Genomic DNA, 19,532 nt, shown 5'->3' on the forward strand with positions numbered 1-19,532 from the left:
CCTGCCCTGCGCGGGTGACGTCAGCCTGCGGCTCGTAGCACAGCTGCGACAATCGGGCCGGCCGCGTCGCCGCCGTGGCCGCCCTCCTCCGTCATGGCCGCCGCGGCCATGTCGTTGCGGAAACCGGTGAACCAGCTGTTGGACACCGCCTGTCCGTCGACCTCCGCGGAACCGGTCTTCGCGCCGATGTCCCCGCCGAGCCCCGCCATCGCCTTGGCCGCGGTGCCCTGGGTCGCGGTCAGCCGCATCATCTGCTTCAGCTGGGAGGCCGTGTCGTACGGCAGCCCCTTGGCGGTGGCCAGTTCGCGGTCGTCGAGCTTCGGCGGGACCAGGTAGGGCTGGCGGAAGTCGCCGGTGATCGCGGTCGCCGTCACGGAGGCCATGTTCAGCGGGTTCATCTGGACCTGGCCCTGGCCTATCGCGCCCGCCGCCCGGTCAGGACCGCTGACCGGGGGGACCTTGCCGTCGAAGGAGACGATGCCGGTCTTCCAGTCCTCGCCGATCCCGAACCGGTTCTGGGCCTCCAGCGTCAGCGACTCGTCGGTGAGCGGCTTCTCGTCGATCAGCTTGATGAAGGCGGTGTTGCAGGACCGCATGAAGCTGTTGGACAGCGTGGCGCCCTCGTTGGGCTGCATGCCGGTGAGGTTCTTGAAGGTCTGCCCCTGCCACACCGCGCTGTCCGGGCAGGGCGCCGGACCGTTCATCGAGGTCACGCCGTTGTCGATGAGCATCGCGGCGGTGATGATCTTCATGGTGGAGCCGGGTGCCTTGGTGCCCTCGAAGGCCGCGTTGAAGGCGTCCGTACGGTTGTTGGCCACGGCCAGCACCTCGCCGGTGCTGGGTTTGACGGCGACGACCGAGGACTGGCCGTACAGCTTCACCGCCTTCTCGGCGGCGCCCTGCGCGGTCGCGCTGATCGTGGTCTGCAGCTCGCCCGCCTTGCCCTCGGAGAGCGTGAGCAGCGAGGTGTCGGGCGTCTGGTCCGGGTGCTTGATGACCAGCTCGATGCCGGGAGTGCCGCCGACCATGCTCCCGTACTTCTCGCGCAGGGTGTCCAGGACCGGGCCGAGGGAGGGGTACTTCTCCTTGGTCAGCACCTTGCCGTCGCGGTCCACCGCCTCGATGGACGGGTTCGCGGACTCACCGGTGACGAGCCTGTCGTCCGCCTGGAGCTTCGGGTACACCACGGAGGGCTGCCAGTCGACGAGCGCCTTCCCGGTGGTCACCCCGCGTACGACGGTCAGCTTGCTCTCGTACGCCAGCGGCTTCGACTTCCCGTCGTACGACACGGTCGCCTTCACGCTGTACGGCACGGTCGCGCCGGTCGCCCTGCCGGGCGTGATCCGTACGTCGCCGATGTGGGCGTCCGCCGCGTAGTCCGTCAGCAGCACCTTGGCCGTCGTGCTGTTGTTCGTGAGCGCGGCCGCGCTCGCCGCGTCGCCCTTCTCCCAGGCCGCGAAGAAGTCCTTCGACGTCTCCGCGATCTCGTCGGCGTCCGGCGGCCCGCTCCTGACGCCGTCCGACCCGTCGTCTCTCATCGCCGACACGAAGTTGTACGTGCCGTACCCCGCCCCGCCGACCATCACGGCGAACACCGTGCTGACGACAGCGACCTTCACTCCCTTGGCCATGGTCCGGTCCCCTCCCCGATTCCCCCGTTGCTGTGGGCACTCTAAGGGGGAGGTGTGACAACCGGGGTAGGAGTTTCCGGATTGGTCGACCCGGGCGCTCAAACACATACGTGAATCCCGGTCGTCGACCGGGATCAGCTTTTCTTGTTACGGCGTGCCCACGCCAGTCTCACGAGGGCGACCGCCCACAGCGTCAGAGCCGCGGCCGCGAGGGGTGTTTGGAACCGGTCGGACCAGTGGAGGTCCTGCCCCTCGCTTCCGACGACGGTGATCCCCATGGCCGCCACGATCGGGCGCACATGGGGCACCTGCCGTCGCCACCTCCTGGGCAGCGGACCCAGGGCGGTCACCACCAGGATCGCGCCGACGGCGACACCCATCCAACCGACGATCTCCACCGTGTGGCCTCCGCAGCCCGCTCAGACCCAGGTGTCCAGCCACATCCGCGACCGCCACTCGTCGATCGGGATCGACGTCCCCGTGTACAGCGGCCAGAAGTAGATGAAGTTCCAGGCGATCAGGAGGACCAGGACGCCCGCTGCCGTGGCGCCTGCCACCCGGCGGGTGTCGGAGGCGCGTGGGGGGCCGACGAGGGCGCCGACCATCATGGCCACGGCCAGGCAGAGGAAGGGGAGGAAGACGATCGTGTAGAAGAAGAAGATCGTGCGTTCCTGGTAGTTGAACCAGGGGAGGTAGCCGGCCGCGATACCGCAGGCGATGGCGCCCGCCCGCCAGTCGCGGCGGAAGAACCAGCGCCACAGGACGTAGAGGATCGCGAAGCAGGCCGCCCACCACAGCAGGGGCGTGCCGATCGCCAGGACCTCGCGGGCGCACTTCTCGCCCGCGTCCACCGGGCAGCCGTCGGTGCCGGGCGCGGGGGACTCGTAGAAGTACGAGACCGGGCGGCCGTCGACGATCCAGCTCCACGGGTTGGACATGTAGGTGTGCGGCGAGGACAGGCCGACGTTGAACTTGTAGACCTCGTGCTCGTAGTGGATCAGGCTGCGCCACCAGTCGGGCAGGAAGGTCCAGCTGCCGCCCTTGCCGTCGGTCGCGGCCCAGTTGCGGTAGTAGCCGCCGGTGCCGTCCGCGGGCGAGAGGATCCAGCCGATCCACGAGGTGACGTAGGTGGCGACCGCGACCGGCACCATGGCCAGGAACGCGATGCCGAGGTCGTACTTGAGGACCGCCTCGTACGGGCGGCTCGCGCCCGCGACCCGGCGCGAGCCGACGTCCCACAGCACCGTCATGACGCCGAAGGCGATGAGGAAGAACAGCCCGTTCCACTTGGTGCCCATGGCCAGACCGAGGAGCAGGCCCGCCAGCCAGCGGTAGGGGCGCCAGCCCAGGCGCAGGGTGTCCGCGATGTGCGCGTCGGGGCGCACGAGGCCGTGGGAGTCGACCGGCAGCGCGGCGGCGAGTTTCTCCCGGGCCCGGTCGCGGTCGATGACCAGGCAGGCGAACGCGGCCAGCACGAAGAACATCAGCACGCCGTCGAGCAGCGCGGTCCGCGCCATCACGAAGGCCAGGCCGTCCACGGTCATCAGCGCGCCCGCCAGGCAGCCCAGGAACGTGGAGCGGAAGATCCGGCGGCCCACCCGGCACACGATCAGCACCGACAGCGTGCCGAGCAACGCCGTCATGAACCGCCAGCCGAACGGGTTGAACCCGAACATCAGCTCGCCGAGCCCGATGACGTACTTGCCGACCGGCGGATGCACCACATACGCGGCGTCCGTCGGCAGCGGGACGTGCCCGTTCGAGGACAGGATCTGGCTGTCGACGTTCTTGCCCCAGCTGAGCTCGAAGCCGCGGTGGACGAGCGCCCACGCGTCCTTCGCGTAGTACGTCTCGTCGAATATCACCTTCTTCGGGCTGCCCAGGTTCCAGAACCGCATCAGACCCGCCACCAGCGTCACCAGCAGCGGCCCGACCCAGCCCGACCAGCGCGCGATCCGCTCGGCGAGCACTCCGGGCACACCCAGGACCTGCCACATCCGCGCACTGGGTTCGACGTACGGCGGCACCAGGCGCTCGCGCACATCGCTTCTGGCCGGTGCGGTGTAGCCGAAACGGCGCAGCCTCTGCTGCCACGACGGCCGCCGGTCCTGGGGGGCCTGGTCCTGCCGGGTGTCCGTGGAGGACGCGGTACTGGTCACCGCGCCATCGTAGGGAACGGCGCTGTGTGAGTCCCGTGCATGGGCGGATGCGTCCGGTTCGGGCCGCCCCTGGGAGGATGGGGAGGTGACTGGAACCCTTGTCCTGGCAGGCACCCCCATCGGCGACATCGCGGACGCTCCTCCCCGGCTGGCGGCGGAACTGGCCGGAGCCGACGTGATCGCGGCCGAGGACACCCGCCGGCTGCGCAGGCTGACCCAGGCGCTGGACGTGACGCCCAAGGGGCGCGTGGTGTCGTACTTCGAGGGCAACGAGGCCGCCCGTACGCCCGAACTCGTCGAGGAACTCCTCGGCGGCGCACGTGTGTTGCTCGTCACGGACGCCGGGATGCCCTCGGTGTCCGACCCCGGGTACCGGCTGGTCGCCGCGGCCGTCGAGAAGGACGTCCGGGTCACCGCCGTACCCGGACCGTCCGCGGTGCTCACCGCGCTCGCGCTGTCCGGGCTGCCCGTCGACCGGTTCTGCTTCGAGGGGTTCCTGCCGCGCAAGGGCGGTGAGCGGCTGTCTCGGCTGCGGGAGGTCGCCGACGAGCGGCGCACCCTCGTGTACTTCGAGGCGCCCCACCGGCTCGACGACACCCTCGCCGCGATGGCCGAGGTGTTCGGTGCCGAGCGGCGGGCCGCGGTGTGCCGGGAGCTGACCAAGACGTACGAGGAGGTCAAGCGGGGCACGCTGGGCTTCCTGGCCGAGTGGGCCGCCGAAGGGGTGCGCGGGGAGATCACCGTCGTCGTCGAGGGGGCGCCCGCCAAGGGGGCCGAGGAGATCGACGACGCGGAGCTGGTGCGCAGGGTGCGGGTGCGGGAGGAGGCGGGGGAGCGGCGCAAGGAGGCGATCGCCGCGGTGGCCGTCGAGGCGGGTATCCCCAAGAGAGTTGTTTTCGATGCTGTCGTTGCGGCGAAGAACGCGCCTTCCTGACGTGCCGCATGAGGTGGGTCACACCCCCTCTGAGCAGGGCGCATGACTTCTGAGCATGCGCCCCATGTGCGCGTAAAGCGGAGTCTCGGAATGCAAAGCTCCGCGCGGTGTGACGGCCCGTTTGGCAAGGAAAGTCCAAATCGGCTCCAACACTCGACAGGGCTGTCGCCTTGGCGCCTTGTGAGGCGTCCACTGGGGTGAGGGACGCACCCGTCCTTCGACCCAGCGGACACACAGGAGCTGGCATGAGCGAGATCGCAGGGCACCCCGGTGCCACGGCAGTCGTCAACGAGTCCTACTCCTTCGCCTGCATGCGCTGCGGGCACGGGTGGGAGCAGTCGTACGAGATAGAGCACCACGTCGACGGCGACGGCCGGGAGTTCGTGCAGTACATGGTGGACGGACGGGTCGTGCCCTCGCCGCTCTCCAAGCCCACGTGCGCGAACTGCGACAACCACGTCGTCCGGATCATGCGGCCCGGCCGGGTCGCGTCCGCCCGTGACGCGGCGCACCAACAGCACCGCACGCCCGCCGCCGGGCCCGTGGAGGCGCCGAGGGCCGGGGACGGGGTGTCGACCGAGGACCACCACTGGCACCTGGCCGACCTGCTGCACGTCTTCCAGCGCAAGGCGAGCTGAACCGGTCTCGGGACCAAGAGGGCACTGCCCCTTTCGTAGGATCGGGGCATGCCTTCGAACAGCCCCCGCGAGAAGAACGCGGCACCGCCGCTCCCGGAGCCCCTCCGGGTGCCGGTCGCCGACTCCCACACCCACCTGGACATGCAGGACGGGACCGTGGAGGAGGCGCTCGCGAAAGCCGCGTCGGTCGGGGTGACCACGGTCGTCCAGGTCGGCTGCGACATCCGGGGCTCGCGGTGGGCGGCCGAGACAGCGGGACAGTACGACGCCGTCCACGCCGCCGTCGCCCTGCACCCCAACGAGGCCCCGCGCATCGTGCACGGCGACCCCGACGGCTGGTCGAGGCAGGGCGCACGCCAGGCAGGGGGCACGTCGGCGCTCGACGAGGCGCTCGCGGAGATCGACCGCCTGGCCGCACTCCCGCAGGTCAAGGGCGTCGGCGAGACCGGCCTCGACTACTTCCGCACCGGGCCCGAGGGCAAGGAGGCGCAGGAGTCCTCCTTCCGCGCCCACATCGAGATCGCCAAGCGGCACGGCAAGGCCCTCGTCATCCACGACCGGGACGCCCACGAGGACGTGCTGCGCGTGCTGAAGGAGGAGGGCGCCCCCGAGCGGACCGTCTTCCACTGCTACTCCGGCGACGCGGAGATGGCGGAACTGTGCGCCCGCGAGGGCTACTTCATGTCCTTCGCCGGCAACGTCACCTTCAAGAACGCCCAGAACCTGCGGGACGCGGTGGCCGTGGCGCCTCTGGAGCTCCTCCTCGTGGAGACCGACGCGCCCTTCCTGACACCGGTGCCGTACCGCGGACGGCCGAACGCCCCCTATCTCGTTCCGGTCACGGTGCGCGCCCTGGCCGCCGTGCGCGGCATCGACGAGGACGCGTTGGCCACGGCACTCGCCGCCAACACCGCACGCGCCTTCGGGTACTGAGCAGTCGAACGTAACTCCGGGTAGTCGCGTCGCTTTGGAGGGTGACGGTCGCTCCGCTAGGTTCTGGGGGCCCGATCCGCACTCCTGGAGCGTGTCGTCGTGAGCAACTCGCAGTACGAGATGTACGAGGCGTACAACCCGACCGAGCCGTACGAACCACCGGTGTACGGCGGTTTCGACGCACCGTACGAGGACACCTACCGCCCCGCCTACGAGACCTCCGAGCCGACGTTGCCCCTGCAGAACGCGGGCCGGCGGGCCGAGCGCCGGCGCAGGGCGCGGTACGCCGAGCGCTCCGACAGCACCATGCGCCGACTGCTTCCGCAGGCGCTGGTGGTCGCCTTCCTCGCGGGCGGCACCACCGCCTTCGTCGCCAAGGACAAGGCGATCGAGCTGACCGTCGACGGCACCCCACGCACCCTGCACACCTTCGCCGACGACGTGACCGAACTGCTCGCCGAGGAGGGCGTGGCGGTCGGGGCCCACGACGTCGTCGCGCCCGCGCCCGGCGAACAGCTCGCCAGCGGCGACGAGGTCGCGGTGCACTACGGCCGTCCCGTGCGGCTCACGCTCGACGGCCACCGGCGCGAGGTGTGGACCACGGCACACACCGTCGAGGAGGCGCTCGAACAGCTCGGGGTGCGTGCGCAGGGCGCGTACCTGTCCACCTCGCGCTCCCGGCGGATCGGGCGCGAGGGACTCGCGCTGGACGTGCGCACCGAGCGCTCGGTGACGGTCATGGCGGACGGGTGGGCCCGGACGATCCGCACGAACGCGGCGACCGTGGCCGAGGCCGTTGAGGCGGCCGGGGTCACCCTGAGCGGAATGGACACCACCTCGGTGGCGCCGGGCAGCTTCCCGCGCGACGGTCAGACCATCACGGTGCTGCGCATCACCGGCACGAAGGAGGTCCGCGAGGAACGCATCCCCTTCCAGGAGCAGCGGACCGAGGACTCCTCCCTGTTCAAGGGCACCGAGGTCGTGGAGCAGGCGGGCGCACCGGGCGTACGCCGGGTCACGTACTCCCTGCGCACCGTCAACGGGGTCAAGCAGAAGCCGCGCCGGATCAGGACCGAGGTGGTGCGCGAGCCGCGGACCCAGCTGGTGAGGGTGGGCACGACACCGATGCCCACGTCGGTCCAGGGCGCGGACAACCTGAACTGGCAGGGGCTGGCGGCCTGTGAGTCCGGGGGCCGACCGAACGCGGTGGATCCCTCGGGGACGTATGGCGGCCTCTACCAGTTCGACACGAGAACCTGGCAGGGGCTGGGCGGCTCGGGCCGCCCCCAGGACGCCCCGGCGGCGGAGCAGACGTTCAGGGCGAAGAAGCTGTACGTACGACGGGGGGCCAGTCCATGGCCGCACTGTGGAACCCGCTTGCATGGACCGACCTAAGGGGCGCGGGGCTGTATCGATGTGTGGCTCCGCCACGCGGGCGCGACCAGCCCCCACCGGCCCGCAGCTAGGCTGTCTACGTGAGCAGCCCCTCCCCTGACGCCCTCCTGGGCCCCGCCGACATCCGCGAACTAGCGGCTGTCCTCGGGGTCCGCCCCACCAAACAACGCGGCCAGAACTTCGTGATCGACGCGAACACGGTCCGGCGAATCGTCCGCACCGCAGGCGTCCGGGACGACGACGTGGTCGTAGAGGTAGGCCCCGGCCTCGGATCGCTCACCCTCGGGCTGCTGGAAACTGCAGACCGCGTCACCGCCGTCGAGATCGACGACGTACTCGCCGCAGCGCTCCCCGCCACGATCGCCGCCCGCATGCCCGACCGTGCCGACCGCTTCCAACTCGTGCACTCCGACGCCATGCACGTCACCAACCTCCCGGCCCCATCGCCGACGGCACTCGTCGCGAACCTGCCCTACAACGTCGCCGTACCCGTACTGCTGCACATGCTCGACACCTTCCCGAGCATCGAGCGCACCCTCGTGATGGTCCAGGCGGAGGTGGCCGACCGGCTCGCCGCGCCGCCCGGTTCGAAGGTGTACGGCGTCCCCTCCGTGAAGGCGAACTGGTACGCCGAGGTCAAGCGGGCCGGGTCGATCGGCCGCAACGTGTTCTGGCCCGCGCCGAACGTGGACAGCGGACTCGTCGCGCTCACCCGCCGGACCGAGCCGATCAAGACCACCGCGTCGAAGCGCGAGGTCTTCGCCGTCGTCGACGCGGCCTTCGCGCAGCGCCGCAAGACGCTGCGGGCCGCGCTCGCCGGATGGGCCGGGTCCGCGGCGGCCGCCGAGACGGCCCTCGTGGCGGCCGGGGTCTCGCCCCAGGCCCGCGGTGAGTCGCTCACCGTCGAGGAGTTCGCACGGATCGCGGAGCACGCCGAACACACCGAGCGCGCAGAGAACAAGGAGCCGGTCCAGCAGTGAGCGTCACCGTCCGCGTACCCGCCAAGGTCAACGTCCAGCTCGCGGTGGGCGCCGCCCGCCCCGACGGCTTCCACGACCTGGCCAACGTCTTCCTCGCGGTCGGTCTCTACGACGAGGTGACCGTGACGCCCGCCGACGAGCTCCGCGTCACCTGCGAGGGGCCGGACGCCGGTCAGGTGCCTCTGGACCGTACGAACCTGGCGGCCCGCGCGGCGATCGCCCTCGCGGAGCGCCACGGTCTGGATCCCGCCGTCCACATCCACATCGCCAAGGACATCCCCGTCGCCGGCGGCATGGCGGGCGGGAGCGCGGACGGCGCGGGTGCGCTGCTGGCCTGCGACGCGCTGTGGGGTACGGGCGCGTCCCGGGAGGAACTGCTCGACATCTGCGCCGAGTTGGGCAGCGACGTGCCGTTCAGCCTGGTGGGCGGGGCCGCGCTCGGCACGGGACGTGGGGAGAAGCTGCGCTCCCTGGAGGTCGGTGGCGGATTCTCGTGGGTGTTCGCCATGGCCGAGCGCGGGCTGTCGACGCCGGCCGTCTTCCGGGAGTTCGACCGGCTCACCGAGGGCCTCGCCGTGCCCGAGCCCGTCGCCTCCGAGGAACTGCTCGACGCGCTGGCCAAGGGCGACCCGGAGGCGCTCGCCGCCGCCGTCTCCAACGACCTGCAGCCCGCCGCCCTCTCGCTCTTCCCGGAACTGGCCGACACCCTCGCGGTGGGCAGTGCCGCGGGTGCCCTCGCCGGACTCGTCTCGGGCTCGGGTCCCACCACGGCGTTCCTGACCCGTGACGCGGAGTCGGCGGCGAAGGTCGCGGACGCGCTGCGGGCCTCCGGCACCTGCCGGTCGGTGCGCCCGGCGACGGGCCCCGCGCCGGGTGCGACGGTGATCTCCGGGTAGACGTCCACCAGGCCTCCCCGGGGCATCCGCCACTTCTCCATAAAAGGGCCTCTGACCTGCATGAATATGTAGTTGAAGTGTTAGGTACACCACAGAACTTTAATGTTCGGCAATCGCCCTCATGGTCCCTTTCGCACCCCTGCGGGTCATGGAAAGCACTGGCATGATCCAGCCAACCCGGTCTCTCGATTACCGGCGGTACGAGAGGAAGCGCCCATGGGGCACATGGATCACTTCAGCGCCGGATGGGTCACCCCCGTCCTGTCCTATGCGATGGCCTGCGTCGGCTCGGCGCTCGGCCTGCGGTGCACCGTCCGGGCGCTGGAGGCCGACGGCACCTCCAAGCGGAACTGGCTGCTGCTCGCCTCCGTCGCCATCGGCTCCGGCATCTGGACCATGCACTTCATCGCCATGCTCGGCTTCAGCGTCGAGGGCACCCCGATCCGCTACGACGTCCCGCTCACCGTCCTCAGCCTGCTGATGTCCATCGGCGTGGTCGCGGCGGGCGTGTTCATCGCCGGGTACGGGCGCTCGCGGGTGACGTCGGTGGTGTTCGGCGGCCTGGGTACCGGTGTCGGGGTCGCGGCCATGCACTACACCGGTATGGCCGCGCTCAACCTGCACGGGCAGGTGGACTACGACCCCATGCTGGTCATCGCGTCCGTCGTGATCGCGGTCGTGGCCGCGACCGCCGCGTTGACGCTCACGCTGGTGGTGCGGGGGCCGGTGCTGGCCACCGCGGCGGCGCTGGTCATGGGGCTTGCGGTGAGCAGCATGCACTACACCGCGATGTACGCGGTGAGTATCGAACTGGCGCCCAGCAGTGCGGGGTTGGCCGGCGCCACGCCGACCGAGTTCATCTTTCCGTTGGCCGTGGTGTTGGGGTCGTTCCTGTTCCTGGCTGCTGCGTACGTTGCTTTGTCGCCGACCGGGAAGCGGCATGAGTCGGCTGTCGCCGCGGAGTTGCTTCGCGAGGTTGAGCTCACTACTGCGTAAGCGTGTTGGTCGTCTGCGGGCCGGTGGGGGCTGGTCGCGCAGTTCCCCGCGCCCCTTTGGGGCGCTTCGCAGAAACGTCACTCCATTAGCAAGGTACCTCCATGTCCCTTTCCCGTACGTCCGCCCGACTGCGCCCCAGATCTGTCCGAGCCAAGATCGTCTCGCTGCTCATGTTGCCCATCGTGTCGCTCATGGCGCTGTGGGGGTTCGCCGCGGTGACGACCGCTTCCAGCATCGGTGACACCGAGCGGGCCAAGGATGTCAACGCCGAACTGCTCGCGCCCGTCGGGGACTTCGTGACCGCGTTGCAGGGGGAGCGGACGGCCGTGTCGAGCGGTGTCGGGGTCGATACGGCGCGCAGGGCCACCGACAGGGCGAGCGCCGCCCTGCTGGACGGCATCAACGCCTCCAGCTCGGATGCCGCGCTCCTCGACGCGAGTCTGCCCGAGCGCATCGACGCCTTGGAGGCCGACGCGGGGCGGCTCGCGGCTCTGCGCTCCGAGGCGAGCTCGAAGGGGGCGACGCCCTCGACGACGTACACGAAGTACACGACCGTCATCGACGACGCCTTCGCCGTCACCGGTGGGCTCACCGGTGACGAGGGCACCGATGCCGCTTCCGACGCGCGCGTGGTGCTCGAACTGGCACGCGCGCGTGAGGCGCTGGCGCAGGAGCGGGCGCTGCTCGGCGCCGCGGGTGCCGGGGGGACGCTGAGCCGGGAGCAGTACGCCCTGTTCGTCGGCGCGGTCGCCACCCAGCGGGAGTTGCTGGAGCCGGCCGTCGCCGATCTGAAGGCCACGCACCAGGCCGCGTACCAGGAGATCCTGCACGGCGACGGGTACGCGCGCGTGCAGGCCGTCGAGAACCGGGTGCGTGCTGCCGGGCCCGGGGCCGCCGCCGTGTCGAAGACGGCTCTGGCGGGATGGGGCGCCGCCTCCGCCGGAGTGCTGGAGAAGCTGACGGCGGCCGAGACGGCGGCCGGTACGGGTGCCACGGCCAAGGCCGACCCGTTCGGCTGGGACACCCTCGGTGCCTCCGGGATCGCCGTGGTGCTCGGCCTGGTGGGTGTGCTGCTGTCGCTGCTGGTGTCCGTGCTCGTCGGGCGCGGCCTCATCGTCGAACTGCTCGACCTGCGCAACTCCGCCCTGGAGGTCGCCGGTCGGCGCCTCCCGCAGGCCATGCGCAGGCTGCACGCCGGACAGGGGGTCGACATCGACGCCGAGGCCCCCATGCGCCGACTGGCCGGCGACGAACTCGCCCAGGTCGGCACGGCACTGACCGCCGTCCAGCGGGCCGCGCTCAAGGCGGCCTCCGAGCGCGCCGAACTGCTCAGCGGGATCTCCGGGGTGTACGTCTCCCTCGCCCGCCGCAGCCAGGTGCTGCTCCACCGTCAGCTGGACCTGCTCGAAGCGCTGGAACAGCGGCAGCAGGACCCGGCCGTGCTCCGGGAACTGTTCCGCGTCGACTATCTGGCGACCCGGATGCGCCGGCACTCCGAGAGCCTGCTCATCCTGTCCGGTATCGCGCCGGGCCGCGGCTGGCGGGACCCGATCCCGCTGGCGGACGTGCTGCGCGCGGCCGTCGCCGAGATCGAGAACGCGCCCCGGGTGCAGATCTGGGCGGTGCCGAAGGTCTCCGTGGTCGGCGGCTCGGTCGCCGACGTGATCCATCTGCTCGCCGAGCTGGTCGAGAACGCGGCCGCGTTCTCCCCGCCCAGCACCCAGGTGCAGCTGCGCGCCGCCCGCACCCGCGACGGTCTCGTCATCGAGGTCGAGGACAGCGGCTTCGGTATGAACGAGGAGGCCCTCGCCGAGGCCAACCGCAAGATCCAGTCCGACCGGGTCGACCTCCTCGACGCCAAGCAGATCGGCCTGTTCGTGGTCAACCGGCTGCGCGAGCGGCAGGGGCTGCGCGTGGAGGTGCGCTCCTCGCCGAACGGCGGTGTGACCGCGGCCGTGTTCATCCCCGAGAACCTGATGCGCGACGACATGCCGGTGGCCGAGGGCGCGCAGCACGGCCGGGGCCTCGCCCCCGCGGCGGCGCTGATCCAGCGGCAGGGGATGGCCGGGGCCTGATCACGTACCGGTCTCGCCGCAGGTGAGGGTGGAGGCGACAGAGGAGGGCCGTGCGCCGGACTACCCTGGAGGGTCGATCGATCCCCCCGGGCAGGAGAGAAATGGCCGTCAATCTGGTCAATGTCGAGAACGTCAGCAAGGTGTACGGCACCCGTGCCCTGCTGGACGGTGTCTCGCTCGGCGTCTCCGAGGGCGATCGCATCGGCGTCGTGGGCCGCAACGGCGACGGCAAGACCACCCTGATCCGCATGCTCGCCAAGCTGGAGGAGGCCGACACCGGGCGGGTCACGCACTCCGGCGGACTGCGGCTGGGCGTCCTCACCCAGCACGACTCCCTGGACCCCACGGCGACCGTCCGGCACGAGGTCATCCGGGACATGGCCGACCACGAGTGGGCCGGCAACGCCAAGATCCGCGATGTGCTGACGGGACTGTTCGGCGGGCTCGACCTGCCCGGCTTCCCGCAGGGGCTCGACACCGTCATCGCGCCGCTCTCCGGTGGCGAGCGCCGCCGTATCGCGCTGGCCAAGCTGCTCATCGAGGAACAGGACCTGGTCGTCCTCGACGAGCCCACCAACCATCTCGACGTCGAGGGCATCGCCTGGCTGGCCAAGCACCTGCGCGAGCGCCGGTCCGCGCTCGTGTGCGTCACCCACGACCGGTGGTTCCTCGACCAGGTCTGCACCCGCATGTGGGATGTGCAGAAGGGCGACGTCTTCGAGTACGAGGGCGGCTACTCCGACTACGTCTTCGCCCGTGCCGAGCGTGAGCGGATCGCCGCCACCGAGGAGACCAAGCGGCAGAACCTGGTCCGCAAGGAGCTGGCGTGGCTGCGGCGGGGCGCCCCCGCGCGCACGTCCAAGCCGCGTTTCCGGGTGGAGGCCGCCAACGAGCTCATCGCGGACGTGCCGCCGCCGCGGGACAGCAGCGAGCTCATGAAGTTCGCCTCCTCGCGGCTCGGCAAGACCGTCTTCGACCTGGAGGACGTGACCGTCCAGGCCGGGCCGAAGGTGCTGCTCAAGCATGTGACCTGGCAGCTGGGTCCCGGCGACCGGATCGGTCTCGTCGGCGTCAACGGCGCCGGCAAGACCTCGCTGCTGCGGGCCATGGCCGTGGCCGCGCGGACCGAGGGGGAGACCCAGCCGGTGGGCGGGCGGGTCGTGGTCGGCAGGACCGTCAAGCTCGCCTATCTCTCCCAGGAGGTCGCCGAGCTCGACCCCGCGGTGCGGGTGCTGGAGGCCGTGCAGCAGGTCCGCGAGCGGGTCGACCTCGGCAAGGGGCGCGAGATGACCGCCGGGCAGCTGTGCGAGACGTTCGGCTTCAACAAGGAGAAGCAGTGGACGCCGGTCGGGGACCTGTCCGGTGGTGAGCGGCGGCGGCTGCAGCTGCTGCGGCTGCTCATGGACGAGCCGAACGTCCTGTTCCTCGACGAGCCCACCAACGACCTCGACATCGAGACGCTGACCCAGCTGGAGGACGTCCTCGACGGCTGGCCCGGCTCGATGGTCGTCATCTCCCACGACCGGTTCTTCGTCGAGCGGACCACGGACCGGGTCTTCGCCCTGCTCGGGGACGCCACCCTGCGGATGCTGCCGCGCGGTATCGATGAGTACCTGGAGCGAAGGCAGCGGATGGAGGAGGCGGCCGCGGCTTCGGCGCCGGTGGTGGAGAAGCCGGTGGCCGAGAAGAGCGCCGCCGATCAGCGGGCCGCCAAGAAGGAGCTCCAGAAGATCGAGCGGCAGCTCGACAAGATCTCCGAGCGGGAGACCAGGCTGCACACCCAGATCGCCGACAACGCCACGGACTTCGCGAAGGTGGCCACGCTCGACGCCGAACTGCGGGATCTCGCCGGGGAGCGCGAGGAGCTGGAGATGCGGTGGCTGGAGCTGGCCGAGGACGCGTGAAGGCGCGGCACATCGTCATCGAACGACAGGAAAGCCGGGAATTCAGCACTTCCGGGACACTTCTCACCGGTAGGGGAAGCGCAACGTCGAACTAGCGTGTAGCTTCCGGGGGCATGAAGGGCGGGGGCGCTGGGAGAGGGCCTCTGTCCGTGCGGATCAGTGGGCATCCATAGTGGGGCATTCACACGGATCCATTGGGGGGACTGGGGGGTTGCTCGATGGGAGTTCGGCTCATGGTGGTCGACGACCACCGATTGCTCGCCGAGGCGCTGGCCTCGGCGTTGAAACTGCGCGGGCACCGGGTGCTCGCGGCGGCGGCGCCCGCCGCGGGGGCGGCGGAGCTGGTGATCAGCCGGGCGCCGGAGGTGTGCCTGCTGGGGACGGCGACCCCGGCTGAGCCGGGGATGTTCGACCCGGTTGTGAAGATCAAGCGGGAGCGGCCGCAGGTGGCGGTGCTGGTGCTGGGCCCGGTGCCGAGTCCTCGGGGGATCGCGGCGGCCTTCGCGGCGGGGGCGTCGGGCTATGTGCGGCACGACGAGCGCATCGAGGGCGTCGAGCGGGCGATCATGAAGGCCAGGGCGGGCGAGGCGGCCGTCGCTCCGCAGTTGCTTCAGGGCGCGTTCAGTGAACTGCTGAACCCCGCGGCCCAGCCGGACGACGAGGGCCAGCGGTTGCTTCAGATGCTGACGCCCCGTGAGGTCGAGGTGCTGGTGCGGGTGGCCGACGGGGAGGACACGCGGCTGATCGCGGCGGGGATGGGGATAGCGCCGTCGACCGCCCGGACCCATGTGCAGCGGGTGCTGATGAAGCTGGGGGTGGGGTCCCGTCTGGAGGCGGCGGCGCTGGCCGCGCGGACCGGCCTGCTGGACCGGGCCGGACCTGTGCCGCAAGCCTCTCAGGGGGCTCTGCCGGAAGCCTGAACGGGCCGGAGTCCCCAGGGACTCCGGCCCGCCTCACGACGTGGCTCAGCCGCCGTCCCGCGCCATCCCCTGCGCGAAGAGGCCGAGAACGGGGGCGAGGAGTCCCCCCGCGGCCGTCCACCAACGCCAGTCACCCGCGTCCGGCACCAGCACCAGCGCGGCCAGACAGCCGAGCGCCACCGCCCACCCGGCGAGCACCGGCAGGGACGCCGTCACGAGCCAGCCCGCGCCGAGGTCCAGCGACCGTACGCGCCGCTGCGGGTCGGGGTGCGCGGGAAGCGTGCGGCCCTCCTTCGCGATCCGTTCGGCCACCGGGACCGGGACCGCGCCGGGCAGCTGCCAGCCGTCGTCGCCCACGAGATCGGCCGGCACGTCACGGCCGCGGCGGCGGCGCGGGTCCCACAGCAGCCAGCCGTGCGCACCGGACAGCGCGGTGCCGGCGGCCTCGCTGGACATCTGGGACTGGAAGGGGACCTCCGTGCCGTCGCCGCCCTGGAGTACCAGGCCCTTCAGCCGCCGGGTGTTCTCCCGCTGCTTGCGTTCGTCGGCCGCCGAAGTCCCGCCGGGCGGAGGCGTGTCGACGTGCTCTCCCGCGCCGGTGACGGTGACCCGCAGGGACTGCCAGTCGGGGCCGACGGCGCGTGCGCCACGGCGGGTGCTGCCGGTGACCCACCAGCCGGTGACCAGGCCGAGGGTGACCAGGGCCCACAGACCGGCGATCAGCCACGCGTCACCGACCGGCACCGCGCGCCCGGCGAGCAGACGCTCCACCTCGGCGCGCTGGTCGTCCCCGACGGCACCCAGCTCGGGCCGGTCCGGGACGTACGCCACGTACAGGTCGTTGCCGACGGACTCGCGACGGTTGGTGGCCGCCTCGAAGGTCGCGGGCACACCGTCGCCCCCGGTCGGCGAGGGCAGCAGGACGGTGAAGTCGGCCGTGGCGTCGGCGCGGCGGTTGCTCCCCTCCGCGACCTGGTTCTCGATCTTCACGATCGGCAGCTGCCTGATCACCGCGTCCGCCTCCGCCAGCGCGGTACTCGTGCCCGAGCCCCGCGCGTCGGCCCCGCCGAGGGCGGCCCAGAGCGCCAACAGCGCGGGTACGGCGACCAGTACGCCCACGGTACGGACCGACTGCCGGCCCGCCCCGCCCAGCCGTGCCGGCACCGTGCCCTCGCCGTATCCCGGGGCCACCGACGCGGCCCGCACGGCACCCCGGTAGCTCTCCCGCCGGGACCGGCCGCCACCGCGGAACACCGCCGCGCCCAGTACCACCAGGCATACGGCGAGCAGCCCCAGGGCGGCCCACACGAGGGCGTCGCGCACCGAAGTGGTCCCCGCGAGGACCGGCGCGGCCCCGAGGAAGAGCCACCCCGCGGTCAGCGCGACCAGGGCCAGGGGGCCGGCCACGGCCACGAACCTCCCCGCGCGGAAGTAACCCCGGAACTCGGTCGCCTCGGCCTCGGCGTCGGCCACGGTCCAGTCACTGCTCACCCGAACGCTCCATACCTTGCGGGATCGGGCCGGTCCCGATCCTCCAGGGCCTTGGCATCCTCACTAGCGTCCCTGCGTGCGTCGGAGGCGGCACCCGGCTGGTCCTCGTCCTTGTCCGCGTTGGGGTCGCCGTTGATCGCCGCGTCGATGTCCTTGGAGACGTTGCCGCCGGCGCCGAGCCCGAAGGCGATGGGGGCGTTGGTGGCCACGTCGCCCGCGAGACCGTGGGCTCCGGAGAACGCCTGTCCGTCCGTGGCCCGGTGGACGGCCGCGCTGCCCGCACCACCGGTGAGCCCGCCGGCCAGAGCGCCGAGCCCCATCTGCGAGGCGTCGAACTCGTCCCCGCTGCGCAGGTTGTTGACGGTGTCCCCGGCGACCGAGGCGGCGGCGCCCGCCGTCATGCCGCCCGCACTGTTGCCCAGGATGCCTCCGCCGAGCTTCGCGCCCAGCGGACCGCCGATGTACTTGCCGCCTAGGGCGCCCACGGCGCCGTTGACGAGGTTGTTGCCGAACTCGGCGCCCTTGCCGGTGGCCAGGCTCGTGGCGACGCCGGCGCCCGTCCCGGCGGCCCACTGCACGCCCAGCTCGACGGTCAGGCGCTGCCACTTGCCGGCCTGCGCGAAGGTGCGGATGCTGCGGAAGACGCGGGCGGCCATGCTGAGCAGCCGGCCCAGCTTCGAGGCGGCGTTGGCGGCCTGGATGCCCAGACGGGCCGCGTTGGCGGCGCCGGCCGCCGCGGAGAAGCCGAGCGTGACGAAGGAGAGGGCGACGGAGGCGCCGATCGAGACACCGATCTCGATGTAGATCTTGTGGATCTCGTCGTTGATCTCCTCGATGTTGTCGGCCGCCTCCTCCAGGCCCTTCGCCGCCTGCTCGAAGAGCGGCAGGGTCTCGTCGACCGCCTGACCGATCTTCGTCCAGTGCGCCCGGAACGCCTCTGCGGAGTCGCCGCGCCAGTGCTCGCCGAGGGTGTTCTGCACCTTCTTGTCGAGTGCGGTGTACGCCTCGTCGAGCTCCTCGCCCATGGTGCGCCAGCCCTTGGCCGCGGCGCGCAGCACGTCCGGGCGGCCGCCGGGGTTCACCAGCTCGATGCCGGCCTCGTAGACCTTCTCCGCCGCGCCCTCCTGGCTCACTTCTTGCCGCCCTTGAACAGGTCGGTGAGCGCGTCGTCGGACGCCTCCGAGTTCTTGGCGTTGGTCTTCAGGGCCTGGCCGATCTCGTCGAAGTGCCGGGCCAGTTTGCCCAGCGACTCGGACATCTCCGAGGCCAGTTCGATGTAGGCCGACGTGACCTCCTCGGACTCCGTGAGGAATCCGAAGCCGTCGTGGATCTGTTCCGCGTCCGTCTTGGTCTGGAAGCTCTTGATCGCGCTCGACAGGTCGTACGCCCGGGTGTCGAAGGCGTTCGCCAGCTTCGTCATCTCCTGCGGATCTATGTAGAACTCGTCAGGCATACGTGCTGCTTCCCCCCGTGTTTTTGGAATGCTTGCCCAAAACTTTACCGAAGGTACTGTTGGCGCAGACACCATCCCTGATCACTCTCACCGTTCATTCACATGGGAGGACCCCCAGTGCTGCAGAGCGCCTCGCTCCCCGCCGGTACCCGTGCGCTCGACGACCCGGAGACCCGCTCGGCCCATCTGGCGGCCTGGCGGCGCGGGCTGGTGCGGCTGGTGACGTGGACGGTCGTATGGCTGCTGCTGACCCTGGCTGTGATCCTGATCGACGACCGGGACCTGGAGACGGTCCGGGCGGTCCTCCTGCTCCTGATGTTCGCCGGCCTCCGCCCCCTGGCGCTGGCCTCGCTCTCCCTGCAGACCGTGCGCGCGATCGACACGACACTGGGAGACCGCCCCTGGCAGTACTGCCCGGCCGTGCGCAGGGCCCGCGGCACGAGGACGCGCGGCGGAATCCCGGTCCAGCTGCGGACCGGTGACGGCCCGGACGACTGGACCCCGGTGATGAAGGCACGCGCCCCGTTCCGGTGGCGCCGCTGGACGGCGGAGCTGGAGAACGGGGCGTGGTTCGCGGGGGACGTGGAGCGGGGCGGGGTGCTCGCGTTGCCGGGTGGGCGGGCGATGACGCTGGTGACCGCGAAGTAGGGCGGGACCGGAGCCCCACCGGATGCCGCCCGCTGCGCGCGGGCACCTCGACCCCGTCGCCTTCCCGCCGTCGGCGACTGCAGTTCCCCAGGGGCGCGGGGAACTGCGCGACCGGCCTCCACCGGGCCGCGTCCGCCGACCGCCGTGGGTTGGGCTCCCTGACCCCGCCCGCTGCCCGCCGTCGGCGACTGCAGTTCCCCAGGGGCGCGGGGAACTGCGCGACCGGCCTCCACCGGGCCGCAGCCGCCGGCCGTGACGGCAAGGCACCTCCGCAGGCGCCCTGCCCAGGCCCAGCGCCAGCGGCCCGCGGGGAACTGCGCGACCGGCCCCCACCGGGCCGCAGCCGCCGGCCGTCACAGAGAGGCACCTCAATAGGCGCCCGCCCTAGGCCGTGTTTTAGAAAGGGCTGGTCTGTCGGGGCCGTTCGGGGAAGTCGCGGGCGGCCAACCAGATGATGAGGTCGTTGGCGATCCGGCCGA

At 71.3% G+C, this 19,532-nt stretch carries 17 protein-coding genes; 11 read left to right on the plus strand and 6 right to left on the minus strand.

Annotation, left to right across the window (positions count from 1 at the left end):
- Positions 1 to 20: 20 nt before the first annotated feature.
- The 3 genes from AB0D34_RS45125 to AB0D34_RS45135 form a co-directional block, all read right to left on the minus strand.
- Positions 21 to 1,631 (minus strand): penicillin-binding transpeptidase domain-containing protein, encoded by a 1,611-nt coding sequence (locus tag AB0D34_RS45125; protein WP_362673542.1) that lies wholly within the window; start codon positions 1,629 to 1,631, stop codon positions 21 to 23.
- Between the two features lie 134 nt (positions 1,632 to 1,765).
- On the minus strand, positions 1,766 to 2,029 hold the full coding sequence (locus AB0D34_RS45130) for a hypothetical protein (RefSeq protein ID WP_362673543.1): 264 nt from the start codon (positions 2,027 to 2,029) through the stop codon (positions 1,766 to 1,768).
- Positions 2,030 to 2,050: 21 nt separating this feature from the next.
- Positions 2,051 to 3,790 carry a phospholipid carrier-dependent glycosyltransferase gene (locus tag AB0D34_RS45135; RefSeq protein WP_362673546.1) on the minus strand — a complete coding sequence of 580 codons (1,740 nt, stop codon included), beginning with the start codon at positions 3,788 to 3,790 and terminating at the stop codon, positions 2,051 to 2,053.
- Between the two features lie 85 nt (positions 3,791 to 3,875).
- On the opposite strand from AB0D34_RS45135, the gene rsmI reads away from it, so the two are divergent.
- From rsmI to AB0D34_RS45185, 10 genes are all read left to right on the plus strand, one after another.
- Positions 3,876 to 4,724: a 16S rRNA (cytidine(1402)-2'-O)-methyltransferase gene (gene rsmI / locus AB0D34_RS45140; RefSeq protein WP_362673548.1), complete on the plus strand. Its 849-nt coding sequence runs from the start codon at positions 3,876 to 3,878 to the stop codon at positions 4,722 to 4,724.
- A 245-nt stretch (positions 4,725 to 4,969) separates the two neighbouring features.
- The gene (locus AB0D34_RS45145) at positions 4,970 to 5,362 is read left to right on the plus strand and encodes a hypothetical protein (RefSeq protein ID WP_362673550.1); all 393 of its coding nucleotides are present in this window, start codon (positions 4,970 to 4,972) and stop codon (positions 5,360 to 5,362) included.
- Positions 5,363 to 5,410: 48 nt separating this feature from the next.
- On the plus strand, positions 5,411 to 6,295 hold the full coding sequence (locus tag AB0D34_RS45150; RefSeq protein ID WP_362673552.1) for a TatD family hydrolase: 885 nt from the start codon (positions 5,411 to 5,413) through the stop codon (positions 6,293 to 6,295).
- A 99-nt stretch (positions 6,296 to 6,394) separates the two neighbouring features.
- A complete protein-coding gene (locus tag AB0D34_RS45155; RefSeq protein ID WP_362673553.1) occupies positions 6,395 to 7,690 on the plus strand; it encodes a ubiquitin-like domain-containing protein in 1,296 nt (431 codons plus the stop codon).
- Between the two features lie 80 nt (positions 7,691 to 7,770).
- Positions 7,771 to 8,670 (plus strand): 16S rRNA (adenine(1518)-N(6)/adenine(1519)-N(6))-dimethyltransferase RsmA, encoded by a 900-nt coding sequence (gene rsmA, locus AB0D34_RS45160; protein ID WP_362673555.1) that lies wholly within the window; start codon positions 7,771 to 7,773, stop codon positions 8,668 to 8,670.
- Complete coding sequence (locus AB0D34_RS45165) at positions 8,667 to 9,566, plus strand: 4-(cytidine 5'-diphospho)-2-C-methyl-D-erythritol kinase (protein ID WP_362673558.1); 900 nt, start codon at positions 8,667 to 8,669, stop codon at positions 9,564 to 9,566. The genes rsmA and AB0D34_RS45165 overlap by 4 nt, the downstream gene beginning before the upstream one ends.
- Positions 9,567 to 9,782: 216 nt before the next feature.
- On the plus strand, positions 9,783 to 10,562 hold the full coding sequence (locus tag AB0D34_RS45170) for an MHYT domain-containing protein (protein WP_362673560.1): 780 nt from the start codon (positions 9,783 to 9,785) through the stop codon (positions 10,560 to 10,562).
- 101 nt (positions 10,563 to 10,663) lie between these two features.
- Positions 10,664 to 12,637, plus strand: a complete 1,974-nt coding sequence (locus AB0D34_RS45175) for a nitrate- and nitrite sensing domain-containing protein (RefSeq protein WP_362673563.1) — start codon at positions 10,664 to 10,666, stop codon at positions 12,635 to 12,637.
- Between the two features lie 101 nt (positions 12,638 to 12,738).
- Positions 12,739 to 14,541: an ABC-F family ATP-binding cassette domain-containing protein gene (locus tag AB0D34_RS45180; protein ID WP_362673565.1), complete on the plus strand. Its 1,803-nt coding sequence runs from the start codon at positions 12,739 to 12,741 to the stop codon at positions 14,539 to 14,541.
- A 218-nt stretch (positions 14,542 to 14,759) separates the two neighbouring features.
- Entirely contained in the window at positions 14,760 to 15,461 is a 702-nt protein-coding gene (locus AB0D34_RS45185; RefSeq protein ID WP_362673567.1) for a LuxR C-terminal-related transcriptional regulator, read from the plus strand.
- Between the two features lie 45 nt (positions 15,462 to 15,506).
- On the opposite strand, the gene AB0D34_RS45190 is transcribed toward AB0D34_RS45185, so the two are convergent.
- From AB0D34_RS45190 to AB0D34_RS45200, 3 genes are read right to left on the minus strand one after another with little or no spacing between them, the layout of a single operon-like run.
- Positions 15,507 to 16,952 carry a hypothetical protein gene (locus tag AB0D34_RS45190; protein WP_362673569.1) on the minus strand — a complete coding sequence of 482 codons (1,446 nt, stop codon included), beginning with the start codon at positions 16,950 to 16,952 and terminating at the stop codon, positions 15,507 to 15,509.
- The gene (locus AB0D34_RS45195; RefSeq protein WP_362673571.1) at positions 16,949 to 18,085 is read right to left on the minus strand and encodes a WXG100 family type VII secretion target; all 1,137 of its coding nucleotides are present in this window, start codon (positions 18,083 to 18,085) and stop codon (positions 16,949 to 16,951) included. Before AB0D34_RS45195 ends, AB0D34_RS45190 begins: the two co-directional genes overlap by 4 nt.
- Entirely contained in the window at positions 18,082 to 18,405 is a 324-nt protein-coding gene (locus AB0D34_RS45200; protein ID WP_362673574.1) for a hypothetical protein, read from the minus strand. Before AB0D34_RS45200 ends, AB0D34_RS45195 begins: the two co-directional genes overlap by 4 nt.
- A 102-nt stretch (positions 18,406 to 18,507) precedes the next feature.
- Here AB0D34_RS45200 and AB0D34_RS45205 point away from each other — a divergent pair, with 102 nt between their 5' ends.
- Positions 18,508 to 19,053 (plus strand): hypothetical protein, encoded by a 546-nt coding sequence (locus AB0D34_RS45205; RefSeq protein WP_362673577.1) that lies wholly within the window; start codon positions 18,508 to 18,510, stop codon positions 19,051 to 19,053.
- Positions 19,054 to 19,532: the final 479 nt, after the last annotated feature.

It is taken from the genome of Streptomyces sp. NPDC048420, assembly GCF_040651535.1.
GTDB lineage: Bacteria > Actinomycetota > Actinomycetes > Streptomycetales > Streptomycetaceae > Streptomyces.

What these genes read in the sequence shown, in the direction of transcription:
- AB0D34_RS45125 (WP_362673542.1), bottom strand. Translation starts at nt 1,631, where the DNA reads ATGGCCAAGGGAGTGAAGGTCGCTGTCGTCAGCACGGTGTTCGCCGTG.
- AB0D34_RS45145 (WP_362673550.1), top strand. Translation starts at nt 4,970, where the DNA reads ATGAGCGAGATCGCAGGGCACCCCGGTGCCACGGCAGTCGTCAACGAG.
- AB0D34_RS45150 (WP_362673552.1), top strand. Translation starts at nt 5,411, where the DNA reads ATGCCTTCGAACAGCCCCCGCGAGAAGAACGCGGCACCGCCGCTCCCG.
- AB0D34_RS45170 (WP_362673560.1), top strand. Translation starts at nt 9,783, where the DNA reads ATGGGGCACATGGATCACTTCAGCGCCGGATGGGTCACCCCCGTCCTG.
- AB0D34_RS45175 (WP_362673563.1), top strand. Translation starts at nt 10,664, where the DNA reads ATGTCCCTTTCCCGTACGTCCGCCCGACTGCGCCCCAGATCTGTCCGA.
- AB0D34_RS45180 (WP_362673565.1), top strand. Translation starts at nt 12,739, where the DNA reads ATGGCCGTCAATCTGGTCAATGTCGAGAACGTCAGCAAGGTGTACGGC.
- AB0D34_RS45185 (WP_362673567.1), top strand. Translation starts at nt 14,760, where the DNA reads ATGGGAGTTCGGCTCATGGTGGTCGACGACCACCGATTGCTCGCCGAG.
- AB0D34_RS45200 (WP_362673574.1), bottom strand. Translation starts at nt 18,405, where the DNA reads ATGCCTGACGAGTTCTACATAGATCCGCAGGAGATGACGAAGCTGGCG.
- AB0D34_RS45205 (WP_362673577.1), top strand. Translation starts at nt 18,508, where the DNA reads ATGGGAGGACCCCCAGTGCTGCAGAGCGCCTCGCTCCCCGCCGGTACC.